We start from the raw sequence: 24,426 nt of genomic DNA, 5'->3' as shown, positions 1-24,426 counted from the left end.
GGGTGGCTCCGAAATCTGGTGCACCACCTCGGCTCACGACATACCCAGCTCCCATCCCGTCCGCCGTCGATCCACACCCCGCTCAGCTCTGCCTTGGTCGATGGTGGACGGGATGGGAGCTCCAACATCGCCAAGCCGTACGTCTCCGAGAACACGTACGACGGCTACGAGGTCGACGTACGCGTGCACCTGGTGCCCGGCCTCGGTGCCCACAGGCTCGACCGCCTGGAGCCGGAGCACCTGGAACGCTTGTACCGGAGGATGCAGGAGTCCGGGAGCTCCGCCGGCACCGCTCACCACGTCCACCGGACGATCCGGGTCGCCCTCGGTGAGGCAGTGCGGCGCGGGCATGTGCCGACCAACGCGGCGGAGATCGCCAAGGCTCCGCGGCTCGAAGAGGCGGACATCGAGCCGTTCACGATCGAAGAGGTTCAGAGCCTCCTCGTCGAAGCGGCCAAGCTGCGCAACAGTGCCCGCTGGGTCGTCGCCCTGGCGCTCGGCCTGCGGCAGGGAGAAGCGCTCGGGCTCCACTGGGAGGACGTCGACCTCGACGCGGGATACGTCCGCATCCGCAAGAACCGGCTACGCCCCAAGTACGCGCACGGCTGCGGTGCCGAACCGTGCGGGCGGAAGGCTGGCTACTGCCCCGAGCGGGAGCAGATCCGTCGCGAGCACAAGTCCACCAAGTCCCGCGCCGGGCGGCGCACCATCGGCCTGTCCGATCCGCTGATCAAGATCCCGCGCCAGCACCAGGAGGCCCAGGAGCGCGAACAGATCGCGGCCGGCGCGGACTGGGAGGGCAAGGGGTACGTCTTCGCCTCACCGACCGGGGGGGCCGTTGAGCCCGAACACCGACTTCCACGTCTGGAAGCGGCTGCTGCGTGATGCCGGTGTCCGCGACGGCCGTCTGCACGACGCTCGTCACACCGCTGCGACCGTCCTCTTAATCTTCGGTGTGCCGGACGTCGTGATCGATTCGCTCATGGGCTGGGAGCCAGGGAGAACAACCCGCATGCGCGCCCGGTACATGCATGTGACGGGAGTCATGCTGCGCAAGGTCGCCCAGCAGGTCGGTGACGCGCTCTGGTCGCCGTCCGGCTCAGAAAAACTCGACTGAGACGGAAACTGAGACGGACAACGCCGAAGGGCCCCACCGCAAGCGGTGGGGCCCTTCGACATCGTGCCCGGTGAGGCACTGGCGGAGGATACGAGATTCGAACTCGTGAGGGGTTGCCCCCAACACGCTTTCCAAGCGTGCGCCCTAGGCCTCTAGGCGAATCCTCCGCCGGAAACATTACATGACCGAGAGGAGTGCTCGCGAACTCGTTCAACGGCCCTGGCATCGGGTAACCTGTGCGAAGCCCCTCACGCGGCGCTATCTGACTGAACTCCCCCAGGGCCGGAAGGCAGCAAGGGTAGGTTGGCTCTGGCGGGTGCGTGGGGGGCGCTTGCGTTGGTGCGTCGGTGGGCGCGGTCGTTCCGCCAGCGGCCCAGCGGCCCGGCGGCCCAGCGGCCCAGCGGCCCCGCGGCCACCCCCGGTCCAGCTCACGGCCCGGCACCGGCCCGGCACCGGTCCGCCCCCAAGGGCCTCCCGCGGGCGGTCCGCTTTGTCAGTGGGCGCCATTAACCTCGTACACGTGTCGTCTCTCGCGCTGTACCGCCGCTATCGCCCGGAGTCGTTCGCCGAGGTCATCGGGCAGGAGCATGTCACCGACCCGTTGCAGCAGGCGCTGCGGAACAACCGGGTTAATCACGCGTACCTGTTCAGCGGTCCGCGCGGCTGCGGCAAGACGACCAGCGCCCGCATCCTCGCCCGCTGCCTGAACTGCGAGAAGGGCCCCACCCCCACCCCGTGCGGCGAGTGCGACTCCTGTCGCGACCTCGCGCGCAACGGGCCCGGCTCCATCGACGTCATCGAGATCGACGCGGCCTCCCACGGTGGCGTGGACGACGCCCGTGACCTGCGCGAGAAGGCCTTCTTCGGGCCGGCCCGCAGCCGTTACAAGATCTACATCATCGACGAGGCCCACATGGTCACGTCGGCCGGCTTCAACGCCCTGCTCAAGGTCGTCGAGGAGCCGCCCGAGCACCTCAAGTTCATCTTCGCCACCACCGAGCCCGAGAAGGTCATCGGCACCATCCGGTCCCGGACCCACCACTACCCCTTCCGGCTCGTCCCGCCCGGCACCCTCCGCGAGTACCTGGGCGAGGTCTGCCAGAAGGAGGCCATCCCCGTCGAGGAAGGCGTCCTGCCCCTCGTCGTGCGCTCCGGCGCCGGGTCCGTGCGTGACTCCATGTCCGTCATGGACCAGCTCCTCGCCGGAGCCGGCTCCGAGGGTGTGACCTACGCCATGGCCACCTCCCTCCTCGGCTACACCGACGGCTCTCTCCTCGACTCCGTCGTCGAGGCGTTCGCCACGGGCGACGGCGCCGCCGCCTTCGAGGTCGTCGACCGCGTGATCGAGGGCGGCAACGACCCCCGCCGCTTCGTCGCCGACCTGCTGGAGCGCCTGCGCGACCTGGTCATCCTCGCCGCCGTCCCCGACGCCGCCGAGAAAGGCCTCATCGACGCCCCCGCCGACGTCATCGAGCGCATGCAGGCCCAGGCCGACGTCTTCGGCGCCGCCGAGCTCAGCCGCGCCGCCGACCTCGTCAACGAGGGCCTCACCGAGATGCGCGGCGCCACCTCCCCGCGCCTCCAGCTCGAGCTCATCTGCGCCCGCGTCCTGCTCCCCGCCGCCTACGGCGACGAGCGGTCCCTCATGGCCCGCCTCGACCGCATCGAGCGCGGCGTGAACTTCTCCGCCGGAGCCCCGCCGGCCGGCCTGCCCGCCATGGGCTACGTCCCCGGCCCCGAGGCCCACGCCCCCGGCGCCGCCGCGGCGCCCGTGGCGCCCGGCGCCGGCCCCGCCGCGGCCCGCGCCGCCGTACGGGGAGGGGCACCAGGAGCGCCCGCGCCCGGCTCGGCCACGCCTGCGTCGGAGCCGGTCCCCGCCCCGGCCCCCTCGGCCGCTACGGCCCCTGCCCCGACGCCCGCCCCCACCCCCCAGCCGGCCGCCGACCCCACCCCCACCCCCACTCCCGCCCCTGCGGCCCAGCAGCCCGCCCCCCAGTCCGCCGCCCCTGCCCCCGGCGCCTGGCCCACCCCCACCGCCGCGGGCAGCGGCCGCCGCCCCGGTGGCTGGCCCACGTCCGCCGCGGCAGCCACCCCCGGCGCCGCCCAGCCGGACGCCGGCACCCGCACCACCCCCTCCGCGCCCACGACGCCCTCCGCGACCCCCTCGGGGCCACCCGCCCAGCCGGCCCCCGCCTCGTCCCCGGCCCCCACCACCCAGGCCCCCGCCTACGCACCCCCCGCCGGCGGCCTGGACCCCCGCACCCTCTGGCCGAACATCCTCGAAGCGGTCAAGAACCGCCGCCGCTTCACCTGGATCCTGCTCAGCCAGAACGCCCATGTGGCCGGCTTCGACGGCACCACCCTCCAGATCGGCTTCGTCAACTCCGGCGCCCGCGACAACTTCTCCGGCAGCGGCAGCGAGGACGTGCTGCGCCAGGCGCTGGTCGAGCAGTTCAACGTCCACTGGAAGATCGACGCGATCGTCGACCCCTCGGGCGGCTCCGGCGGTGGGGGCGCGGCCCCCGCCCCGGGCGGCTTCGGCGGCCCGTCGGCGGGTTACGGCGCCCCGGCTACCGCTCCCGGCGGCTACGGCACTCCCGGCGGCTACGGCGCTCAAGGTGGTCCCGGTGCCACCGGCTCCTCCGGCGGCCCGGGAAGCTACGGCGCCGCCCCCACCCCCTCGGCCCCGCACGCGTCCGGCCCCACCGCGCCCTCCCCGGCCGCCCCCCGCCCGACCGCACCCCTGGCCCCGGCGCAGCCCGGCCCCGCGTCCCGCCCCTCCGCCCCGGAGCCGGTCGCCCCGGAGGACGACACCCCCGAGGACGACGACCCCGACCTCAACGAGTCGGCCCTCTCCGGCCACGACCTGATCGTCCGGGAACTCGGCGCCACGGTGGTGGAGGAGTACACCAACGAGTAGCGAGCAGCCGACGCGGCACCGCGCCCCTGCCGTTCCCGCCCCGCCCCCGCCCCCGGCCGCTCGGCTTGGAGGAATCTCCAGGCCCCCCGCGGACCGCCCCTCGGACACCCGCACAACCCCCGCCGCCATCCCGGTTACGCTGGGCGCGTGAACGTCCTCGTCATCGGCAGCGGCGCCCGCGAACACGCCCTGTGCCGCTCCCTGTCCCTCGACCCCGCCGTCACCGCGCTGCACTGCGCGCCCGGCAACGCCGGCATCGCCGAGGTCGCCGAGCTGCACCCGGTCGACGCCCTCGACGGTGCCGCCGTCACCGCACTGGCCCGGGAGCTCGGCGCCGAGCTGGTGGTCGTGGGCCCGGAGGCGCCGCTGGTCGCGGGTGTCGCCGACGCGGTGCGCGAGGCGGGCATCCCGGTGTTCGGCCCGTCGAAGGAGGCCGCGCAGCTGGAGGGCTCCAAGGCGTTCGCCAAGGACGTGATGGCCGCGGCCGGCGTCCCCACGGCCCGCAGCTACGTGTGCACCACCGCCGACGAGGTCGCCGAGGCGCTGGACGCCTTCGGCGCGCCGTACGTCGTCAAGGACGACGGTCTCGCGGCCGGCAAGGGCGTCGTCGTGACCGACGACGTGGAGGCGGCCACGGCGCACGCGGCGGCCTGCGAGCGCGTGGTGATCGAGGAGTACCTGGACGGCCCCGAGGTCTCCCTCTTCGCGGTCACCGACGGCGAGACGGTCGTCCCGCTCCAGCCCGCCCAGGACTTCAAGCGCGCGCTGGACGGCGACGAGGGCCCGAACACCGGCGGCATGGGCGCCTACTCCCCGCTGCCCTGGGCCGACCCCAAGCTGGTCGACGAGGTCATGGAGACCGTGCTCCAGCCGACCGTCGACGAGATGCGCCGCCGCGGCACCCCCTTCTCGGGGCTGCTGTACGCCGGTCTCGCGATCACCTCGCGCGGGGTCCGGGTCATCGAGTTCAACGCCCGCTTCGGCGACCCCGAGACCCAGGTGGTCCTGGCCCGCCTGAAGACCCCGCTGGCCGGTCTGCTCACGGCCGCCGCGACCGGCACGCTGGCCCACCTGGAGCCGCTGCGCTGGAGCGAGGACGCGGCCGTCACGGTCGTCGTCGCCTCGCACAACTACCCCGGCACCCCCCGCACCGGCGACCCGATCACCGGCCTCGCCGACGTGGCCGAGCAGGACGCCCCGCACGCGTACGTCCTGCACGCCGGCACCAGGTACGACGGCGACGCGGTCGTCAGCGCCGGTGGCCGCGTCCTGTCGGTCACGGCGACCGGCGAGGACCTCACCCGGGCCCGCGAGCGCGCGTACCGCGCCGTCGGCCGCATCGGCCTCGACGGCTCCCAGCACCGCACGGACATCGCGGCGAAGGCGGCGGCGGGGGAGTAACCCGCGAGCGCAGGACAACTCGGCTGAACCCCTCGGGCCCCGGATCCGTCTCACGATCCGGGGCCTGATCCTTGCCCTGCGTCATCCACCTTTCCCCAAAGCCATTCCATCGAGTGAGCGGTGTCCCATCCGGCTGACGGGGGCGGAGGGGCCAACTAGGGTGCCGCGCAAGCGTTCCGGCACTTGGCCCACCGGCATTGCGATGTCAGTGGCGGGTGCCACAGTGGGGGAGTGAGCAAGACCAGCAGAGCCGCCACCGGCACGGCCGGTGGGGCCAGGACCGCGGGGAGGGGGTGACGCCGGTCGTGACCGGGATCGCGATGGGTTCGGAGGTGGGCGCGCAGGCCGCGCGCGCCCGGGCGCTCGCCGTGCTGCGCATCCGCGGCCGCGCGCTCGCGGTGGCGCTGCTGCCCGCAGCGGCGGCCGTGATCCTCGTCGCGGGCGGCACCAGCGACCACCTGGTCGGTCCCGGCTGGGACGCCGCCCGCGCGGTGGTGAGCGCCGTCGCCCTGGTCGTCCTGCTCGCCGCCGGGGTCATCGCCCTGGTCGTCGCCCGGGCCCGCCCGGCCGTCAGCCCGACGGTGCCGATCGCCGAGGACGCCGCCCCGGACCTGTACCGGCTGGTGCGCGACCTGGCCGAGCGCCTGGACGTCCCGGCGCCCTCCGCCATAGCGCTCACCCCGGACTGCGACAGCTGGCTGGAGGACCGCACCCACCCGGCCCACGGCCCGCCCGCACACGAGGAGCGCGACGAGCTGGCGGGCGCGGCCGGCGGACGCCACCGTCGTACGGCCGCACCCGTGCTGGTCATCGGCTCCCCGTTCCTGTGGTGGATGCGCGTCGGCGAGCTGCGTGCGGTCCTCGCCCCGGTGGTCGCCGGTACGGGACCGTCGGCGCACCCCGACATAGCCGCGGCCCGGCGCTTCGTGCGGGGTCTTGACGCCGCGGTGGCCACCGCGGCGGACCGCGGCCGATGTCCGGCGTTCCGCCTGGCCTGCGCCGGGATCGGCTGGGTGGCCCGGCTGCTCCTGCGCAGCTGCCGGCAGCACGCGGCGGAGATGGAGCGGGGCGTGGCCGCCGCGGCCGCCGAGCGTGCGCAGGCGGTGGACTACGGGGTGCGGATCGTCGCCCAGGAGCAGGTGGGCCTGGCGTACGCCGGCTGGGACCGGCTCCTCACGCGCGTGGCGCTGCCCGCCTGGCGGATGGGCCGCTGGCCCTCCCGGCTGGACGCGGGCGTGGTCGCGGCCCTCACCGAGCTGTCCCGGCGCGACCGGCTGGCCGAGGGGTTCGCCTCCCGGCTGGGCGAGCGGCCGGCCTGCGACCTGCTGGAGGAGCCCGGCACGGTCGACGAGGCGGCCTCCCTGCTCGCGGCCCGGCTCTTCCACGGCGGCCCGGCCGAGTGCGGGCCCGACTGGGCGCCGGTGGACTGGTCGGAGTACCCGGAGGAGGTCGTCGACCGCAAGTGGCGCACCGACGCCGCCCGCCTCCACCGCGTCCTGGACGCCCTGGGCGTGCGCCGGGCACCGGACCCCACGGCCCACGATCCGAACGGCCCCACGCTCTCCCGCGTCCTGGACCACCTGACGACACCCCCCGACGCGGACGCGGACACCCAGGCCACGTCGCCGAGCCCAGGCACTCCCGGCACCACCCCGGACGCCGAGCCCGCCTCTCCGGCCTCGGTCGCCCCGGACGCCAAGCCCGCCTCCCTGGACCCGGCCGCCCCGGACACCGAGGCCGACGCCGGCATCGACGCCGACACCACCGCCGACATCGACGCCGACCTCCACCCCGACGAAGACACCCCCCGCACCGCGACCCTCGCCGCCCGCCTCAGCGCCGAGCTCGCCCGTGAGGAAGCCGCCGCGCCCCCCGCCCCCGTGCCCGGCGCGTCCCCCTCCGGCCAGGCGGGCCCCGACGCGCTGTGGGACGTCGACGCGCTGCCCCTGTTCCCGCTCCAGCCCCCGCGCACCGAGCGTGAGCTGCTCGCCGATCACGTCACCGCGATGGTGTGCTGCGCGGCGATGGACACCGCCGGGGCCCAGCCGGGCCTGGACTGGCTGGACGGCCCGGCCCTGCTGGTGGGCGGCGAGCGGGCGACCGACTTGACGCCCAGGGTCCTCAGCCTCGTGGAGGACGGTGACCCGGACCCCCTGCGGGCCTGGCTCAGCGACCTCGGCATACGCCCCGAGAAGCCCGTACGGCTCGTCTGACCAGCGGTCGACCCCGCTCCGGAGAAACCGGAAGTTCAGGTTCCTCTTCAGTCAATTCGCGACGAGCAGTGACAGTGTGCGTGCGTCATGTGATGTGCTGGGACCGGTCCCGCCCATGGCATGGGCACCTGACATAAGACAGGGCGACGCACCACACACCCACGAAGGACACGCGACGCACGACCGCACGCGTCCACGACCCGGGGGCAAGAGGGAGGGGAAGGACATGGGACCGGAGCAGATCCGCCGATGGGAGTCGGGAGCGCTGGCCCACGCCGTGACGGACCCCTTCGGCCAGGGCCCCGTCCCCTGGCTGCGCGGCAACGTGACGTACTTCGACGACACCGGCCAGGTCGTCCCCTGGTACGTCGACGGACAGGCCCACCTGCCGACCGCCGGCGTCCCGAGGATCCCGGCGCCCCGCACGGCCGGCCCCCGCTCCGCCGACGACGTGCGCCGCCAGATCAAGGGCTTCACCTCCACCGGCGCGGTCGCCCCGGGCGAGGCCCTGGACTTCCACGTCACGGTCGACCCGCCGCAGGAGTTCAGCGTCGACGTCTACCGCATCGGCCACTACGGCGGCGACGGCGCGGCCAAGATCACCACCAGCCCCCGGCTGTCCGGCATCGTCCAGCCGCCGCCGCTCACCGCCGACCGGACGGTGTCCTGCCACCACTGGTGGCTGTCGTGGCGGCTGCAGGTCCCGACGTACTGGAACGTGGGCGCCTACGTCGCCGTGCTGACCACCGCGGACGGGTACCGCTCGCACGTGCCGTTCACCGTCCGCGACGGCCGCCGCGCGGACCTGCTCCTGCTGCTGCCGGACATCACCTGGCAGGCGTACAACCTCTACCCGGAGGACGGCCGTACGGGCGCCAGCCTCTACCACGCCTGGGACGAGGACGGCCGGCTCCTCGGCGAGGCCGACGCCGCGACCACGGTGTCCTTCGACCGCCCGTACGCGGGCGCGGGCCTGCCCCTGCACGTCGGCCACGCCTACGACGTGATCCGCTGGGCGGAACGGTACGGCTACGACCTCGCCTACGCCGATGCCCGCGACCTGCACGCAGGCCTGGTGGACCCCACCCGCTACCGGGGCCTGGTGTTCCCCGGCCACGACGAGTACTGGTCCGTCCCGATGCGCCGCACGGTCGAACGGGCCCGCGACGGCGGCACCTCGCTGGTCTTCCTCTCCGCCAACACCCTGTACTGGCAGGTGGAGCTGGCGCCGTCCCCGTCCGGCGTGCCGGGCCGGCTGCTGACCTGCCGCAAGCGCAAGGGGCCGGGCAGGCCGGTGCTGTGGCGCGAGGTCGACCGCCCGGAGCAACAGCTGCTCGGCATCCAGTACGCGGGCCGGGTGCCCGAGCCGCACCCAATGATCGTCCGCAACGCCGACCACTGGCTGTGGGAGGCCACCGGTGCGCACGAGGGCGACGAGGTCCCGGGCCTGGTCGCGGGCGAGGCCGACCGGTACTTCCCGCGCACCCCGCTGCCGGAGCACGAGGAGCGCATCCTGCTCGCGCACTCCCCGTACACCGACACCGAGGGCGTCCTGCGCCACCAGGAGACGTCGCTGTACCGGGCCCCCTCCGGCGCGCTGGTCTTCGCGTCCGGGACCTTCGCCTGGTCCCCGGCCCTGGACCGCCCCGGCCACACGGACGCCCGCGTCCAGCGCGCCACGGCCAACCTCCTGGACCGCATCTGCAAGCACGACTGAGCCGGCCCCCGGGCCGCGGGTCGGCCCCCGCTCCGTCGCCCACCGGGGCCTTCGCACATCCGCCACGCCGCCCCGATCCGTCGCCCACCGAGGCCTCCGCCCATCCCCCACACCGCCCCGTGGTCCACCACCCCTCCCCGATACGGGACAATCGAGCCATTGGCCAGAACCACGGGGAGGAACCGTGTCCGGATTCGTAGAAAAGCCCGAGCCGATCGAGGTTCCGGGCCTGGTGCACCTCCACACCGGCAAGGTGCGCGAGCTGTACCAGAACGAGGCGGGCGACCTCGTGATGGTCGCCAGCGACCGTACGTCCGCGTACGACTGGGTGCTGCCCACCGAGATCCCGGACAAGGGCCGGATCCTCACGCAGCTGTCCCTGTGGTGGTTCGACCGGCTCGCCGACCTGGTCCCGCACCACGTGATCGGCACCGACGTCCCGGCCGGCGCCCCCGCCGACTGGGAGGGCCGCACGCTGGTCTGCAAGTCCCTGGCGATGGTCCCCGTGGAGTGCGTGGCCCGCGGCTACCTCACCGGCTCCGGGCTCGCCGAGTACGAAGAGAGCCGCACCGTCTGCGGGCTGGCGCTCCCCGAGGGCCTGGTCGACGGCAGCGAGCTGCCCGGCCCGATCTTCACCCCGGCGACCAAGGCCGCCGTCGGCGACCACGACGAGAACGTCTCCTACGAGGAGGTCGCCCGCCAGGTCGGCGCCGAGACCGCCGCCCAGCTGCGCCAGGCCACCCTCGCCGTGTACAGCCGCGCCCGGGACATCGCCCGGGGCCGGGGGATCATCCTGGCCGACACCAAGTTCGAGTTCGGCTTCGACGGGGACACCCTGGTCATCGCCGACGAGGTGCTCACCCCCGACTCCTCCCGCTTCTGGCCGGCCGACCAGTGGCAGCCGGGCCGCGCGCAGCCGTCGTTCGACAAGCAGTTCGTGCGCGACTGGCTCACCTCGCCGGAGTCCGGCTGGGACCGCACGAGCGAGCAGCCGCCCCCCGCGCTGCCGCAGCACGTGGTGGACGCGACCCGCGCCAAGTACGTCGAGGCGTACGAGCGGCTGACCGGCGCGACCTGGGCCTGACCCCACCGCGGCGCGGCCGCACGACGAAGGCCCCGGTTCGGTGAACCGGGGCCTTCGGTGACGAGCGGACGACGAGGCTCGAACTCGCGACCTCAACCTTGGCAAGGTTGCGCTCTACCAACTGAGCTACGTCCGCATGCGCCGTGGCGCGGAGGTAACTATACCCAACCCCGCTCACGGGCGAGACGCACCGCCGTGTGCCGGTTCTCCGCCCCGAGCTTGGAGACGGCCGACGAGAGGTAGTTGCGCACGGTCCCGGGGGACAGCGCCGCCCGCTCGGCGATCTCCGTGACGGGCGCGCCGTCGGCGGCCAGTTCGAGCACCTCGGCCTCGCGCGAGGTCAGCGGGGAGTCGCCGGCGGCGATGGCGTCGGCGGCCAACTCGGGGTCGACGTAACGGTTCCCGGCGTGCACCGTGCGGATGATCTCGGCGAGCCGCCGGGCGCTCACCGTCTTCGGGACGAACCCCCGCACACCGGCCGCGAGGGCCCGCTTGAGGTGGCCGGGGCGGCCGTGGCTGGTGACGATCAGGACCCGGCAGCCCGGCAGTTCGGTGCGCAGCGATGTGGCGACCTTCACACCGTCGGCGCCCGGCATCTGCAGGTCCAGCACGGCGACGTCCGGTTCGTGGGCCCGCGCCATGGCCAGCGCCTCGGGCCCGTCGGCGGCCTCCGCGACGACGGCGAGGTCGTCCTCCAGCGCGAGCAGCGCGGCCAGCGCACCCCGGATGAGGTGCTCGTCGTCGGCGAGCAGCACCCGTACGGTCACGACGCCTCCCCTTCCGCGAACGGCACGTAGGCCCCACGTCCCGGACGCGTCCCCGCGCCCGCCGTCCTCGACGACACCTCGGGGCCCCCCGCTTCCGGTGCCCTGCCGGACACCGGCTCCCGCGCCCCCAACGGCACCTCCGCCACGACCCGGAACACGCCGTCCCCGGCGGGCCCCGCGCCCAGCGTGCCGTCGACCGCCCGCAGCCGCTCCCGCAGCCCGGCGAGCCCCGACCCGCCCCCGTCCGCGGCGGGTCGCGCCCCGTCGTTCTCCACCGTCAGCACCACACGCTCCCGTGTCGTCGCCAGCCGGATCGAGCACCGTCCGGCGTCGCCGTGCCGCAGCACGTTCGTGGTCGCCTCCCGCACCACCCAGGCCAGCGCCGACTGCACCTCGGCGGGCAGCCCGTCGGTGTCGCCGTCGACCTCGCAGGCGATCCCGGCGGCCGTCAACACCCCGCGGGCGCCCAGCAGTTCGACGGCGAGGTCGGCCTCCCGGTACCCGCGCACCACGTCCCGTACCTCCCGCTGCGACTCGCGCGCGATCCGCTGGACCTCGACCATCTGCTCCACGGCCTCCGGCCGTCCCCGCCGGGCCAGTTGGACGGCCAGTTCGCTCTTCAGGGCGATGACCGCGAGGTTGCGCCCCATCACGTCGTGCAGGTCCCGCCCGAACCGCAGCCGTTCCTCGGCGACCGCCAGCCGCGCCCGGGTCTCGCGGGCCTCGTCGAGCGCGTAGACGGCATCCAGGAGCCACACCGAGAACACGGACGTGAACGCGAGGAACCCGGCGGTCACCAGCACGATCAGCGAGGTCACCAGCACGGCGGGCCCCGGCATGCCCAGCGGGAGCGCCACGGCGCCGGACGCCGCCGCGAAGCCGCCCACGACCGCGAGCACCCGGCGGCGGTTGCGCACGCCCAGCGCGACGACCCCGGCACCGAAGACGAGCACCGCCCCGAAGACGCTCCCGGCCGCGGTGTCGGCGCTCTCCCGGTCCGGTCCCCGCTCGGCGACGACCAGTGCGACGGCGGCGACGGCCAGGGTGACGCCGGCCAGCGCCCCCAGCAGCCGCACCGGCCGGGGACGCCGGCCCCGGGTCCAGTCCAGCGCCCGCGACGCGGTCACCATGCAGAACGCGGCGTGGGCGACGACCAGCGCCAGCAGCCAGCCGCCCAGCGCGTTGCCCAGCTCGCCGAGCAGCGGCAGCCCGACCGCCAGCACCTCGATCAGCCCGAACGTGTGGAACGACAGCCGGGTGTACGTCTCCACCTTCTGCGGCGTGCTCTTGCCCCGCCACCACCCCCGCGGCCTGCGCATACGGTCCTCGTCCTCCCCCGTGGTCAGCGCCGGGGCTCCCAGCGGAACCACCGCCGTACAGCAAACACCGCGAGGACGGTCCAGGCCAGCGCGGTCGCGACGGCCCCCAGCGCCTCGTAGGCCGAGAGGTCGCCGGTCCAGCCGCCGCGGACCAGGGTGATCACCGGGGACAGCGGCAGCAGTGCGCAGACCGACGCGAGCCGGTCGGGAAGCAGCTCCAGCGGCACGGTCACCCCGGACAGGGTCATCGACAGGAGCACCAGCGGCAGCGTCGTGACCTGCGCGCTCTCCACCGTCCGGGTCACCGTGGCGGTGACGGCCCCGAGCGCCGCGCACAGCACCAGGCCCAGCAGCAGCCCGAGGACGGCCAGGTGCGGTGCCCCGGGAGGGGGGATGTCGAGCACGACCGTGCAGGCCGCCACCAGCACCAGCGACTGCACCAGCCCGGTCACCACGACCGGCAGGGCCGCCCCGGCGAGGATCTCCGCGTCCCGCGGCTCCCCGGTGCGCAGCCGCTTGAGCACCAGCTCCTCGCGCCGGGCGGCGTAGATGCCGACCAGCGCGCTGTAGACGCCGAAAAGGAGCGAGAACCCGATCGAGGCGGGCAGCATCACCAGTCCGACGTCGAGGCCGGCCTCGTCGAGGTCCATCTGGGAGACGGCCGAGCGCAGCGCGACCGGCAGCGTCAGCGGCACGAGCACGGCCGAGAGGAGGGTGCTCCTGCTGCGCCCCAGCAGCGTCAGTTCGGCCCGCGCGAGGGCGGCCATCCGCCGCGCGGGCGTGGCCACCGGCCCCCGCCCCACGCCGGCCCCGCCCCGCACGCCCGGCACGTCCGCCCCGCCCCGTGTCCCCACGCCCGTGCTCATACGACCCGCTCCTCAGCCCGGTCCGCCCCCGACGCCTTCCGCGCGATCCCCAGGAACGCCTCCTCCAGCGAGGCCGGCCGCACGTCCAGCGCGCGCAGCTCCACCCCGGCCCGCTCCGCCCACACCAGCACCCCGGTGGCCGCCCGCTGCAGTTCATGGGTGCGCAGCCGGACGACCCGCCCCCGCACCTCGTGTCCGCTCACGCCGAGCGCGGCGAGCGGGGGCAGATCGCCGACGAAGTACCCCTCGGGCAGCTCGAAGGAGATCCGGGACGGCTGGGCCGCGGTCACTTCGGCCGGTGTCCCGGCGGCGGCGACGCGTCCCTCGTGCAGGATGGCCAGCCGGTCGGCCAGGCCCTCCGCCTCCTCCAGGTAGTGCGTGGTGAGCAGCACCGTCGTGCCGGTGTCGCGCAGGGCCCGGACCAGATCCCAGGTGGCGCGGCGGCCCTCGGCGTCGAGGCCGGTCGTCGGCTCGTCCAGGAACAGCACCTCCGGGTCGCCGAGCAGCGCGAGGGCCAGGTCGAGCCGACGCCGCTCCCCACCCGAGAGCTGCTTCACGCGCACCCCGGCCCGGGCGTCGAGGCCGACCAGCCCCAGGGCCTCCGGCACGGGCCGGGCCCCGCTCACGCAGCCCGCCCACATCCGGGCGGTCTCGGCGACGGTCAGCTCGGAGGGGAAGCCGCCCTCCTGGAGCATCACCCCGGTGCGCGGCCGCACCAGCGCCCGGTCGGCGCAGGGGTCGTGGCCGAGGACCCGCACCCGGCCGCCGCTGGGCCGGGCGAGGCCCTCCAGGAGTTCGACCGTGGAGGTCTTGCCGGCGCCGTTGGTGCCCAGCAGCGCGAAGACCTCGCCCCGGCCGACGTGGAAGTCGATGCCGCGGACCGCCTCGAACCCGCCCCCGTACACACGCCGGAGGCCGGTGACCTCGATCACGTGCTCGTGTTCGTCGGTGTTCATGGGGCAAGCCTCCCGGCGGATCCGGGAGGGGAGCAGTGCGCGGTGTCATGAGTCCGCATGACAAATGTCAGACCGGCGGGCGCAGGGCGGGATGAGGGCGGGGAGAGGGCGTGAAGAGGCATGAAAAAGACCCCGGTCCGATGGACCGGGGTCTCGTTCCCGAGCGGACGACGAGGCTCGAACTCGCGACCTCAACCTTGGCAAGGTTGCGCTCTACCAACTGAGCTACGTCCGCATTGCCCCCGACCGGCTTTCACCGATCGGTGCGGCACCAGCCTACCCGATCCACGGCAGTGGTCCGGACGGCGGTGCGGAGCGGGTGACAGGAATCGCACACTGCGCCTTCCCCCTGGAAGGGGGATGTTCTACTACTGAACTACACCCGCGCGGCCTGTGTGAGCTGGGCTTTTCGGCCCTGCCCGGCGGCGTGCTCCAGACATTAGCCGATCGTGTGGGGGGTAGCGCAAGTCGGTTGCCCCCGGGGCCCGTCGGCCGGGTCCCGGGGACCACGCGCACCACCGTGACCCGCGCCCCTACTGGGCCGCGGCGAAGGCCTCGTAGACCTTCTTGGGGATCCGGCCGCGGGCCGGGACGTCCATCTTGTTGGCCTGCGCCCAGGCCCGGACGGCGGCGGGGTCGGGGGCGACCTCCGTCTCCTTGTACGCCTTGCCGGACCTGGCCCGCTTGCGGCCGGCCTCCACGTAGGGGGCGAGCGCCTTGCGCAGCTTCCCGGCATTGGCTTCATTCAGGTCGATCTCGTACGACTTGCCGTCGAGTCCGAAGGCGATCGTTTCCGCCGCTTCCGAGCCGTCGATGTCGTCAAAGAGAGTGACCACGACCTTCTGCGCCACGAATATCGGTCCCTTCGTACGGCACGTCGATACAGCTCATCCGGCGATGACGTGCCGAGTATCGGCTATTGCCAATTCATTTGTACAGTGCCTGGCAATGCATTGTGAAGCCCGACTAAATCTCTTGGCGTGTCCGAGCGCAATACCTGTTGCGGGGCGATCGGGGATCTTTCCCGTAACTTTTCCCGGACACACCTGGACCCGGGGACGTCGTGACGCCCCTCACGTAGCTTCCTACAACTCTACCCGCGTAGAAATTTCGTGCGGGTAGTCTGAAGGAACCTGCTCAGCACCACACACCGGGAGTGCCAGTGGCACGCGTCGTAGTCGACGTCATGCTCAAGCCGGAGATCCTCGACCCCCAGGGCCAGGCGGTCCAGCGTGCGCTGCCGCGCCTGGGTTTCGAGGGGATCTCGGACGTACGTCAGGGAAAGCGTTTCGAACTGGAAGTTGACGGGCCGGTCGACGAGGCCGCGCTCGCCCGCATCCATGATCTTGCGGAATCCTTCCTCGCCAACACCGTGATCGAGGACTTCACCGTCAAGGTCGAAGAGGGCGCGGAAGTCGCGGGGGCGGCGAAGTGACCGCTCGTATTGGCGTGGTCACTTTCCCGGGCAGCCTGGACGACCGGGACACCCAGCGCGCGATCCGTATCGCCGGGGCCGAGCCCGTCGCCCTCTGGCACAAGGACAAGGACCTCAAGCAGGTCGACGCCGTGGTCCTGTGCGGCGGTTTCTCCTACGGCGACTACCTGCGGGCCGGCGCCATCGCCCGCTTCTCGCCGGTGATGGAACCCCTGATCGACCAGGCGCGGGCCGGCCTGCCGGTGCTCGGCATCTGCAACGGCTTCCAGATCCTCACCGAGGCCCACCTCCTCCCGGGCGCGATGCTCGGCAACGACCACCTCCACTTCATCTGCCGCGACCAGAAGCTGCGGGTGGAGAACGCGGAGACCTCCTGGACCACGGACTACAGCGCCGGCCAGGAGATCCACATCCCGCTGAAGAACATGGACGGCCGGTACGTCGCCGACGACTACACGCTGGACCAGCTGGAGGCCGAGGGCCGAGTGGCCTTCCGCTACGTCGACTTCAATCCCAACGGCTCGCTGCGGGACATCGCCGGCATCACCAACGAGGCCGGGAACGTCGTCGGCCTGATGCCGCACCCCGAGCACGCCGTCGAGTCGCTGATCGGTACGGGCCGTACCGACGGCCTGCCCTTCTTCACGTCGATCCTCAAGAAGCTGGTCACCGCATGAGCAGGACGCCTCTGGACACGGTCGAGCACGCGGCCGCGACCCCCGACGTCGAGCTGCCCTGGGCCGAACTCGGCCTGAAGAAGGACGAGTACGAGCGGGTGGTGGAGATCCTCGGCCGCCGCCCGACCGGCGCCGAACTCGCCATGTACTCGGTCATGTGGTCCGAGCACTGCTCGTACAAGTCCTCCAAGGTCCACCTCCGCCAGTTCGGCGAGAAGGCGCCGCAGAGCGACGCGCTGCTGGTGGGCATCGGCGAGAACGCCGGCGTCGTCGACGTCGGCCAGGGCTACGCCGTCACCTTCAAGGTCGAGTCGCACAACCACCCGTCGTACGTGGAGCCCTACCAGGGCGCGGCCACGGGTGTCGGCGGCATCGTCCGCGACATCATCGCGATGGGCGCCCGCCCGGTCGCGGTCGTGGACCCGCTGCGCTTCGGCGCGGCCGACCACCCCGACACCAAGCGCGTCCTGCCCGGCGTGGTCGCCGGCATCGGCGGCTACGGCAACTGCCTGGGCCTGCCCAACATCGGCGGCGAGGTCGTCTTCGACGCCTGCTACCAGGGCAACCCGCTGGTCAACGCCGGTGCCATCGGCGTGATGCGGCACGAGGACATCCACCTGGCCAAGGCGTCCGGTGCGGGCAACAAGGTCATCCTGTACGGCGCCCGCACCGGTGGCGACGGCATCGGCGGCGCGTCGATCCTGGCCTCCGAGACCTTCGACGACGCCAAGCCGTCGAAGCGGCCGGCGGTCCAGGTCGGTGACCCGTTCCAGGAGAAGCTGCTCATCGAGTGCACCCTGGAGGCGTTCGCCGAGAAGCTCGTCGTCGGCATCCAGGACCTCGGCGCGGCCGGACTGTCCTGCGCCACCAGCGAGTTGGCGTCCAACGGCTCCGGCGGCATGCGCGTGACCCTGGACGACGTACCGCTGCGCGACTCCACGCTCTCGCCCGAGGAGATCCTCATGAGCGAGTCGCAGGAACGCATGTGCGCGGTCGTGGAGCCCGACAAGGTCGAGCGGTTCCTGGAGATCTGCGACAAGTGGGACGTCATCGCCACCGTCATCGGTGAGGTGACCGACGGCGACCGCCTGGAGATCTTCTGGCACGGCGGGAAGATCGTCGACGTCGACCCGCGCACGGTCGCGCACGACGGCCCGGTCTACGAGCGCCCCTACGCGCGCCCGGACTGGCAGGACGCCCTCCAGGCCGACGACGCCGGCAAGCTGCCCCGCCCGGCCACGTCCGAGGAGCTGAGGGACCAGGTCCTGAAGCTGGTGGCGTCGCCGAACCAGGCGTCGAAGAAGTGGATCACCTCGCAGTACGACCACTTCGTGCAGGGCAACACGGTGCTGGCGCAGCCGGAGGACTCCGGCATGATCCGCGTCGACGAGGAGTCCGGCCTGGGCGTCGCCATCGCCACGGACGGCAACGGCCGTTACGCCAAGCTGGACCCGTACACGGGCGCCCAGCTGGCGCTGGCCGAGGCCTACCGCAACGTGGCGACGACGGGTGCCAAGCCGCTCGCGGTGTCCGACTGCCTCAACTTCGGCTCGCCCGAGGACCCGGCCGTCATGTGGCAGTTCGCGGAGGCCGTGCGCGGTCTGGCGGACGGCTGCCTGCAGCTCGGCACCCCGGTCACCGGCGGCAACGTCTCGCTCTACAACCAGACGGGCGAGGCGGCCATCCACCCGACCCCGGTCGTCGCCGTGCTCGGCGTCATCGACGACGTGGCCCGCCGCACCCCGGTCGCTTTCCAGGAGGAGGGCCAGCTGATCTACCTCCTCGGCGACACCCGCGAGGAGTTCGGCGGCTCGGCCTGGTCCCAGGTGGTCCACGACCACCTCGGCGGACTGCCCCCGCGGGTCGACCTGGAGCGCGAGCGCCTGCTGGCCGAGATCCTGATCTCCGCCTCCCGCGACGGCATGATCGACTCGGCGCACGACCTGTCCGACGGCGGCCTGGTCCAGGCGGTCGTGGAGTCGGCGCTGCTGGGCGGCAAGGGCGCGCGCCTGATCGTCCCGGACGGTCTGGACGCGTTCACCCTGCTCTTCTCGGAGTCGGCCGGCCGCGCGATCGTCGCGGTCCCGCGCTCGGAGGAGGTCCGCTTCAACGACATGTGCGGCGCCCGCGGCCTGCCGGCCACCCGCATCGGCGTGGTCGACGGCGACACGGTGGAGATCCAGGGCGAGTTCACCCTCACCCTGGCCGAGCTCCGTGAGGCCCACGAGAACACGATCCCGTCGCTGCTGGCGTGACCGGCGTCCCGTAGCCGACGAGGGGCCCCGTCCGTGACCCACGGGCGGGGCCCTTCCGCGTGCCCCGGCCCCGGTGACCGGGGACCGCTCGGCCGCCCCGCGGGCACGTCCTAAGCTCACCCCCATGCCGCCCGCCAAGAAGCGTCCCCGCTCCTACGACCCCGCCAGGACCCGTGCCGCTGTGCTCGCCCAGTTTGGGCACCTGCGGCAGGCCGTGCGCGGGCTCACGGACGAGCAACTCGCCCTGCCCACGCGGCTCGGGGACTGGAGCGTGCGGGAGCTCGCGGCGCACGTGACGATGGCCGTGGAGACCGTCAGCCGCAATGCCGAGCGGGCGGAGCCGGCCAGGGCCGAGCTGACCCTCGTGCAGTGGCCCGCCGCCACCGCCGGGCGCGCCGCGGACATCTCCGACGGCACCCGGCGCCTCGCCGCGGAGAACCCCGACCTCGACGCCCTCTACGCCCGCACCGAGGACCGCTTCCGCCGGACGCTCGCGGACACCCCGGGCACCCGCCTGCTGGCGGCCCGCACCGGCGCGATGGCCCTCGACGACTACCTCGTCACCCGCACCGTCGAGCTGGTCGTGCACACCGACGACCTGAACGCCGCCGTCCCGGGCCTGGACGTGCCCCACGACCGCCAGGCGCTGGCCGCCTGCAGCCGGCTGCTGGCGGACGCGCTCGCCGCGAAGGCGCCCGGCGGGGCGACGGAGGTGCGCGTGCCGCCGTACGCCGTGGTGCAGTGCGTGGAGGGTCCCCGGCACACCCGGGGCACCCCGCCGAACGTCGTGGAGACCGATCCGCTGACCTGGATCCGCCTGGCCACCGGGCGCCTGACCTGGGCGGACGCCAGGTCCGGGGCCAAGGTCGCGGCGAGCGGCGAGCGGGCCGACCTCAGCGGGCTGCTGCCCCTGCTGTCCTGAGCCCGCCAGGCCGCGGGGTGTGCGACGCCTCACTCGCGAAACGGGCGGGAACGGGCCCTCGGCCCCGGCACCACCACGCTGACCTGGGGAAACCCGACGAAGATCCTTTCCTGCCGGTCATCACCGATTCGGCCCAGCGCGGGACCTCGCCTACACTCGACAACGTGCCACGTGGTGACGGTCTCCTCAATCACGATCTGCTCCCCGGTGAGAAGGGCCCCCAGGACGCCTGCGGCGTCTTCGGTGTCTGGGCTCCCGGCGAAGAGGTCGCCAAGCTCACGTACTTCGGGCTCTACGCCCTCCAGCATCGGGGCCAGGAATCCGCGGGAATCGCGGTCAGCAACGGCTCCCAGATCCTCGTCTTCAAGGACATGGGCCTCGTCTCCCAGGTCTTCGACGAAACCTCGCTCGGTTCGCTCCAGGGTCACATCGCGGTCGGTCACGCCCGCTACTCGACCACCGGTGCCTCCGTGTGGGAGAACGCCCAGCCGACGTTCCGCGCCACCGCGCACGGTTCCATCGCGCTCGGCCACAACGGCAACCTCGTCAACACGGCGCAGCTCGCCGAGATGGTCGCGGACCTGCCGAAGGACACCAACGGCCGCTCCACCCGGGTCGCGGCCACCAACGACACCGATCTGCTCACCGCGCTCCTCGCGGCCCAGACGGACGAGGACGGCAAGCCGCTGACCATCGAGGAGGCCGCCCACTCGGTCCTGCCGAAGGTCCGGGGCGCGTTCTCCCTCGTCTTCATGGACGAGCACACCCTGTACGCCGCCCGCGACCCGCAGGGCATCCGCCCGCTGGTCCTCGGCCGGCTGGAGCGCGGCTGGGTGGTGGCCTCCGAGTCCGCCGCCCTGGACATCTGCGGCGCCTCCTACGTAAGGGAGATCGAGCCGGGCGAGTTCGTCGCCATCGACGAGAACGGCCTGCGCACCTCCCGGTTCGCGGACGCGAAGCCCAAGGGCTGTGTCTTCGAGTACGTGTACCTGGCCCGCCCGGACACCGACATCGCCGGCCGCAACGTGTACCTCTCCCGGGTGGAGATGGGCCGCAAGCTGGCCGCCGAGGCCCCGGTCGAGGCCGACCTGGTCATAGCGACCCCGGAATCGGGCACCCCGGCCGCCATCGGCTACGCGGAGGCCTCCGGCATCCCCTTCGGCGCCGGCCTGGTGAAGAACGCCTACGTGGGCCGCACCTTCATCCAGCCCTCCCAGACGATCCGCCAGCTCGGCATCCGCCTGAAGCTGAACCCGCTGAAGGAAGTCATCAAGGGCAAGCGCCTGGTGGTCGTGGACGACTCGATCGTGCGCGGCAACACCCAGCGGGCCCTGGTGCGCATGCTCCGCGAAGCGGGCGCCGCCGAGGTCCACATCCGGATCTCCTCGCCGCCCGTGAAGTGGCCCTGCTTCTTCGGCATCGACTTCGCCACCCGCGCCGAGCTCATCGCCAACGGCATGTCGATCGACGAGATCGGCACCTCGCTGGGCGCCGACTCGCTGGCGTACATCTCCATCGACGGCATGATCGAGGCGACCACCATCGCCAAGCCGAACCTCTGCCGCGCCTGCTTCGACGGCGAGTACCCGATGGACCTCCCGGACCCCGAGCTGCTCGGCAAGCAGCTCCTGGAGACCGAACTGGCGGCCGGCCCCGCGGCCACGGCCGCGGCCGACGCGATCCGTCGCCCGTAACACCCTGCAGTACGACACGAAAGCTCTCACAGTCATGTCTGAGACAACTGGTGCCAGCTACGCAGCGGCGGGCGTCGACATCGAAGCGGGCGACCGCGCCGTGGAACTCATGAAGGAGTGGGTGAAGAAGACGCAGCGCCCCGAGGTCCTCGGCGGCCTCGGCGGGTTCGCCGGCCTCTTCGACGCCTCCGCCCTCAAGCACTACGAGCGCCCCCTGCTGGCCTCCGCCACCGACGGCGTGGGCACCAAGGTGGACATCGCCCGGCAGCTGGGCGTCTACGACACCATCGGCCACGACCTGGTCGCCATGGTCATGGACGACATCGTGGTGTGCGGCGCCGAGCCGCTGTTCATGACCGACTACATCTGCGTCGGCAAGGTCCACCCCGAGCGGGTGGCCGCCATCGTCAAGGGCATCGCCGAGGGCTGCGTGCTGGCCGGGTGCGCCCTGGTCGGCGGTGAGACGGCCGAACACCCCGGTCTGCTGGGCGAGGACGACTTCGACGTCGCCGGCGCCGGTACGGGCGTCGTGGAGGCCGACCGGCTGCTCGGCGCGGATCGCATCCGTACGGGTGACACGGTGATCGCCATGGCGTCCTCCGGGCTTCACTCCAACGGGTACTCCCTGGTGCGGCACGTGCTGCTGAACGAGGGCGGGCTCTCCCTGGACGCGCGGATCGACGAGCTCGGCCGCACCCTGGGCGAGGAGCTGCTGGAGCCGACCAGGATCTACTCGCTCGACTGCCTGGCGCTGACCCGCACCACGGACGTGCACGCCTACAGCCACATCACGGGCGGCGGCCTCGCGGCGAACCTGGCCCGGGTGGTCCCGGACGGGCTGCACGCGGTGGTGGAGCGCTCCACCTGGACCCCGGCGCCGGTCTTCGACCTGGTCGGCACGACGGGCCGGGTCGAGCGGCTGGAGCTGGAGAAGACGCTCAACATGGGCGTCGGCATGATCGCGATCGTGCCCGAGGAGTCGACGGACGTGGCCCTGGCCACACTGGCCGACCGCGGTCTCGAGGCGTGGGTGGCCGGCGAGATCACCGAGCGGGGCGAGAAGACGACCGGCGCGGAACTGGTCGGCGACTACGCGTAGGGCCCCCGGGGCAGCACGAAACCCGGCCCGGGGCCCTCGGCTCCGGACCGGGTGACTCAACGGCTAGGCCGTTGTCGGCACTACGCGCCGCGACGGTGCCGGGAGGAGTCCTCGTCGTCGTCCTCGCCGTCCTCGTACAGCTCGGCGTACCGGGCGTACAGGTCGTCGTCGTGCTCATCGTCCTCGAACCGGTCGCCGTTCGGCGACGCGTTCGACGTCGATGCGCCCAGCTCTTCGGCCAGGCGTGAGAGGTCCGTCCCGCCGCTGTTGTACTTCAGCTGGCGGGCGACCTTCGCTTGCTTGGCCTTGGCCCGGCCGCGCCCCATGGCTCGACCCCCTCAACGACGGGGCTCGACGGCCCCAGAGTCTTGACACGCGTTCATGATCTAGAACGGTCTCTCCGCAGAGGGACCGTCTGTAGGGCTTCCACGGTACCTGAGCCCGCACCCATACGGTACGTCGCCCGTAGGAAGGGCGTGTGCACAGAACCCTCGAGGTGCCCCGTCCTCGCTGGTCAGTGGCGATTTTAACCACTTATCGGCGGGCGACCCGCCGGGAAGAGTGAGAGTTCTCTCCAACCTCCTGCCCGGCGGTACCGCCCTCAGTCCCGTTCCGGGCGCCCGAAGAGGTGCCCGAATAGTTATGGGAACCTCACCATCCGCGGCGCTGGGCGGCCTCGTGGATGCGCTGCTCGGCGATCCGGTCGGCGGCGGCGGCCGGCGGGATGCCGTCCTCCTTCGCACGTGCGAAGATCGCCAGCGTGGTGTCGAAGATCTTCGCCGCCTTGGCCTTGCACCGCTCGAAGTCGAACCCGTGCAGCTCGTCGGCGACCTGGATGACACCGCCGGCGTTCACCACGTAGTCCGGCGCGTAGAGGATCCCGCGGTCGGCGAGGTCCTTCTCCACACCCGGGTGGGCGAGCTGGTTGTTCGCGGCGCCGCAGACCACCTTGGCGGTCAGCGCCGGAACGGTGTCGTCGTTCAGGGCGCCGCCGAGCGCGCAGGGGGCGTAGAAGTCCAGGCCCTCGGCGCGGATCAGGGTCGCGGTGTCGGCGACGGCCGTCACGCCCTCGGGGTGCGCGGCCAGGATCCGGCCCACGGCCTCCTCGCGCACGTCGGTGATCACGACCTCGGCGCCCTCGGCCCGCAGGTGCTCCACCAGGTGGTGACCGACCTTGCCGACGCCCGCGATGCCGACCCGCCGCCCGCGCAGCGTGGGGTCGCCCCACAGGTGCTGCGCGGAGGCCCGCATGCCCTGGTAGACGCCGAACGCGGTGAGCACCGAGGAGTCGCCGGCGCCGCCGTTCTCGGGGGAGCGGCCCGTCGTCCACCGGCACTCGCGCGCGACCACGTCCATGTCGGCGACGTACGTGCCGACGTCGCAGGCGGTGACGTAGCGGCCGCCCAGGGAGGCCACGAACCTCCCGTAGGCGAGCAGCAGCTCCTCCGTCTTGACCTGCTCGGGGTCGCCGATGATCACGGCCTTGCCGCCGCCGTGGTCCAGCCCGGCCATGGCGTTCTTGTACGACATCCCGCGCGCGAGGTTGAGGGCGTCGGCGACGGCCTCCTCCTCGGTGGCGTACGGGTAGAAGCGCGTCCCGCCCAGGGCGGGGCCCAGCGCGGTGGAGTGGAGGGCGATGACGGCCTTGAGGCCGCTGGCGCGGTCCTGGCAGAGCACGACTTGCTCATGACCGCCCTGGTCCGAGTGGAACAGGGTGTGCAGGACGCCGTCGGATACGTCGGTCACGGTGGTGACTCCTGGGTGCCTAGCGACGGTTGGGGTCGGGGCTCCGCGCGGTCCCTCCCCGCGCGCTTGTGGCGCGTGCGGCAGGGCGCCGGGGCCTGTGGGACGAGCGTAGGGCCTGGAGGGGCCGGCGGACGCGCAGTGCCGGGGATCACGTCCCCGGGTGGTACGGCCGTGCGACGATTCGCATGGTTTTGCGGCCCGCCCGGGGGCGGGTCCGTCCGTTTTCCCGGCCGGCCGG

General features: G+C 73.0%; 18 protein-coding genes, 4 tRNA genes, 1 other RNA gene and 1 pseudogene. 13 read left to right on the top strand and 11 right to left on the bottom strand.

Annotated elements, in window-relative coordinates; genetic code table 11:
- Positions 1 to 123 precede the first annotated feature (123 nt).
- Positions 124 to 1,117: pseudogene (locus AQJ30_RS27845) on the top strand (tyrosine-type recombinase/integrase); the annotation flags it as partial.
- Between the two features lie 79 nt (positions 1,118 to 1,196).
- Here AQJ30_RS27845 and AQJ30_RS27840 read toward each other — a convergent pair.
- Positions 1,197 to 1,284: transfer RNA gene (locus tag AQJ30_RS27840), tRNA-Ser, on the bottom strand.
- Positions 1,285 to 1,356: 72 nt separating this feature from the next.
- Between AQJ30_RS27840 and ffs the strand changes: the two genes are divergently transcribed.
- The 6 genes from ffs to AQJ30_RS27810 all read left to right on the top strand — a co-directional run bounded on the left by ffs (position 1,357) and on the right by AQJ30_RS27810 (position 10,452).
- Positions 1,357 to 1,455: signal recognition particle sRNA small type (gene ffs, locus AQJ30_RS27835), an RNA gene on the top strand.
- Positions 1,456 to 1,637: 182 nt separating this feature from the next.
- Entirely contained in the window at positions 1,638 to 4,037 is a 2,400-nt protein-coding gene (locus tag AQJ30_RS27830) for a DNA polymerase III subunit gamma and tau (protein ID WP_067239457.1), read from the top strand.
- 147 nt (positions 4,038 to 4,184) lie between these two features.
- Positions 4,185 to 5,438 carry a phosphoribosylamine--glycine ligase gene (gene purD, locus AQJ30_RS27825; protein ID WP_067239455.1) on the top strand — a complete coding sequence of 418 codons (1,254 nt, stop codon included), beginning with the start codon at positions 4,185 to 4,187 and terminating at the stop codon, positions 5,436 to 5,438.
- 320 nt (positions 5,439 to 5,758) lie between these two features.
- Positions 5,759 to 7,651 carry a M48 family metalloprotease gene (locus tag AQJ30_RS27820; RefSeq protein ID WP_107119724.1) on the top strand — a complete coding sequence of 631 codons (1,893 nt, stop codon included), beginning with the start codon at positions 5,759 to 5,761 and terminating at the stop codon, positions 7,649 to 7,651.
- Positions 7,652 to 7,877: 226 nt separating this feature from the next.
- On the top strand, positions 7,878 to 9,368 hold the full coding sequence (locus tag AQJ30_RS27815; protein WP_067239453.1) for a N,N-dimethylformamidase beta subunit family domain-containing protein: 1,491 nt from the start codon (positions 7,878 to 7,880) through the stop codon (positions 9,366 to 9,368).
- A 184-nt stretch (positions 9,369 to 9,552) separates the two neighbouring features.
- Positions 9,553 to 10,452 (top strand): phosphoribosylaminoimidazolesuccinocarboxamide synthase, encoded by a 900-nt coding sequence (locus tag AQJ30_RS27810; protein ID WP_067239452.1) that lies wholly within the window; start codon positions 9,553 to 9,555, stop codon positions 10,450 to 10,452.
- A 63-nt stretch (positions 10,453 to 10,515) separates the two neighbouring features.
- Here the strand turns inward: AQJ30_RS27810 and AQJ30_RS27805 are convergent.
- The 8 genes from AQJ30_RS27805 to AQJ30_RS27770 form a co-directional block, all read right to left on the bottom strand.
- A tRNA-Gly gene (locus tag AQJ30_RS27805) sits at positions 10,516 to 10,588 on the bottom strand.
- 22 nt (positions 10,589 to 10,610) lie between these two features.
- Positions 10,611 to 11,219, bottom strand: a complete 609-nt coding sequence (locus AQJ30_RS27800; RefSeq protein ID WP_067239450.1) for a response regulator transcription factor — start codon at positions 11,217 to 11,219, stop codon at positions 10,611 to 10,613.
- Positions 11,216 to 12,538 (bottom strand): sensor histidine kinase, encoded by a 1,323-nt coding sequence (locus AQJ30_RS27795; RefSeq protein ID WP_079084361.1) that lies wholly within the window; start codon positions 12,536 to 12,538, stop codon positions 11,216 to 11,218. Before AQJ30_RS27795 ends, AQJ30_RS27800 begins: the two co-directional genes overlap by 4 nt.
- A gap of 23 nt (positions 12,539 to 12,561) precedes the next feature.
- Entirely contained in the window at positions 12,562 to 13,305 is a 744-nt protein-coding gene (locus AQJ30_RS27790; RefSeq protein ID WP_067239780.1) for an ABC transporter permease, read from the bottom strand.
- A 95-nt stretch (positions 13,306 to 13,400) separates the two neighbouring features.
- Entirely contained in the window at positions 13,401 to 14,360 is a 960-nt protein-coding gene (locus tag AQJ30_RS27785; RefSeq protein WP_067239449.1) for an ABC transporter ATP-binding protein, read from the bottom strand.
- A 162-nt stretch (positions 14,361 to 14,522) separates the two neighbouring features.
- A tRNA-Gly gene (locus tag AQJ30_RS27780) sits at positions 14,523 to 14,595 on the bottom strand.
- Positions 14,596 to 14,674: 79 nt separating this feature from the next.
- Positions 14,675 to 14,746 (bottom strand) — tRNA-Gly (locus AQJ30_RS27775).
- Between the two features lie 147 nt (positions 14,747 to 14,893).
- The gene (locus AQJ30_RS27770; protein ID WP_067239447.1) at positions 14,894 to 15,211 is read right to left on the bottom strand and encodes a histone-like nucleoid-structuring protein Lsr2; all 318 of its coding nucleotides are present in this window, start codon (positions 15,209 to 15,211) and stop codon (positions 14,894 to 14,896) included.
- Between the two features lie 311 nt (positions 15,212 to 15,522).
- Between AQJ30_RS27770 and purS the strand changes: the two genes are divergently transcribed.
- The 6 genes from purS (at position 15,523) to purM (ending at position 22,442) form a co-directional block, all read left to right on the top strand.
- Positions 15,523 to 15,795, top strand: a complete 273-nt coding sequence (gene purS / locus AQJ30_RS27765) for a phosphoribosylformylglycinamidine synthase subunit PurS (RefSeq protein ID WP_067239446.1) — start codon at positions 15,523 to 15,525, stop codon at positions 15,793 to 15,795.
- A complete protein-coding gene (gene purQ / locus AQJ30_RS27760) occupies positions 15,792 to 16,472 on the top strand; it encodes a phosphoribosylformylglycinamidine synthase subunit PurQ (protein ID WP_067239444.1) in 681 nt (226 codons plus the stop codon). Before purS ends, purQ begins: the two co-directional genes overlap by 4 nt.
- Positions 16,469 to 18,727, top strand: a complete 2,259-nt coding sequence (gene purL / locus AQJ30_RS27755) for a phosphoribosylformylglycinamidine synthase subunit PurL (protein WP_067239442.1) — start codon at positions 16,469 to 16,471, stop codon at positions 18,725 to 18,727. The genes purQ and purL overlap by 4 nt, the downstream gene beginning before the upstream one ends.
- Before the next feature lie 124 nt (positions 18,728 to 18,851).
- The gene (locus tag AQJ30_RS27750; protein WP_067239440.1) at positions 18,852 to 19,649 is read left to right on the top strand and encodes a maleylpyruvate isomerase family mycothiol-dependent enzyme; all 798 of its coding nucleotides are present in this window, start codon (positions 18,852 to 18,854) and stop codon (positions 19,647 to 19,649) included.
- 164 nt (positions 19,650 to 19,813) lie between these two features.
- A complete protein-coding gene (gene purF / locus AQJ30_RS27745) occupies positions 19,814 to 21,343 on the top strand; it encodes an amidophosphoribosyltransferase (RefSeq protein WP_067239438.1) in 1,530 nt (509 codons plus the stop codon).
- A gap of 34 nt (positions 21,344 to 21,377) precedes the next feature.
- On the top strand, positions 21,378 to 22,442 hold the full coding sequence (gene purM / locus AQJ30_RS27740) for a phosphoribosylformylglycinamidine cyclo-ligase (protein ID WP_067239436.1): 1,065 nt from the start codon (positions 21,378 to 21,380) through the stop codon (positions 22,440 to 22,442).
- A gap of 80 nt (positions 22,443 to 22,522) precedes the next feature.
- On the opposite strand, the gene AQJ30_RS27735 is transcribed toward purM, so the two are convergent.
- Positions 22,523 to 22,768 (bottom strand): DUF3073 domain-containing protein, encoded by a 246-nt coding sequence (locus tag AQJ30_RS27735; protein ID WP_067239434.1) that lies wholly within the window; start codon positions 22,766 to 22,768, stop codon positions 22,523 to 22,525.
- A 325-nt stretch (positions 22,769 to 23,093) separates the two neighbouring features.
- Positions 23,094 to 24,188, bottom strand: coding sequence for a Leu/Phe/Val dehydrogenase (locus AQJ30_RS27730; protein WP_067239432.1), 1,095 nt, complete (start codon positions 24,186 to 24,188; stop codon positions 23,094 to 23,096).
- Positions 24,189 to 24,426 lie beyond the last annotated feature (238 nt).

The sequence above is a fragment of the Streptomyces longwoodensis genome, from assembly GCF_001514125.1.
Lineage (GTDB): Bacteria > Actinomycetota > Actinomycetes > Streptomycetales > Streptomycetaceae > Streptomyces > Streptomyces longwoodensis.
This window is presented reverse-complemented; position numbering and strand designations above follow the sequence as displayed.

What these genes read in the sequence shown, in the direction of transcription:
- AQJ30_RS27735 (WP_067239434.1), bottom strand. Translation starts at nt 22,768, where the DNA reads ATGGGGCGCGGCCGGGCCAAGGCCAAGCAAGCGAAGGTCGCCCGCCAG.
- AQJ30_RS27820 (WP_107119724.1), top strand. Translation starts at nt 5,759, where the DNA reads ATGGGTTCGGAGGTGGGCGCGCAGGCCGCGCGCGCCCGGGCGCTCGCC.
- AQJ30_RS27750 (WP_067239440.1), top strand. Translation starts at nt 18,852, where the DNA reads ATGCCGCCCGCCAAGAAGCGTCCCCGCTCCTACGACCCCGCCAGGACC.
- purM (WP_067239436.1), top strand. Translation starts at nt 21,378, where the DNA reads ATGTCTGAGACAACTGGTGCCAGCTACGCAGCGGCGGGCGTCGACATC.
- AQJ30_RS27785 (WP_067239449.1), bottom strand. Translation starts at nt 14,360, where the DNA reads ATGAACACCGACGAACACGAGCACGTGATCGAGGTCACCGGCCTCCGG.
- AQJ30_RS27815 (WP_067239453.1), top strand. Translation starts at nt 7,878, where the DNA reads ATGGGACCGGAGCAGATCCGCCGATGGGAGTCGGGAGCGCTGGCCCAC.
- AQJ30_RS27795 (WP_079084361.1), bottom strand. Translation starts at nt 12,538, where the DNA reads ATGCGCAGGCCGCGGGGGTGGTGGCGGGGCAAGAGCACGCCGCAGAAG.
- AQJ30_RS27790 (WP_067239780.1), bottom strand. Translation starts at nt 13,305, where the DNA reads ATGGCCGCCCTCGCGCGGGCCGAACTGACGCTGCTGGGGCGCAGCAGG.
- purL (WP_067239442.1), top strand. Translation starts at nt 16,469, where the DNA reads ATGAGCAGGACGCCTCTGGACACGGTCGAGCACGCGGCCGCGACCCCC.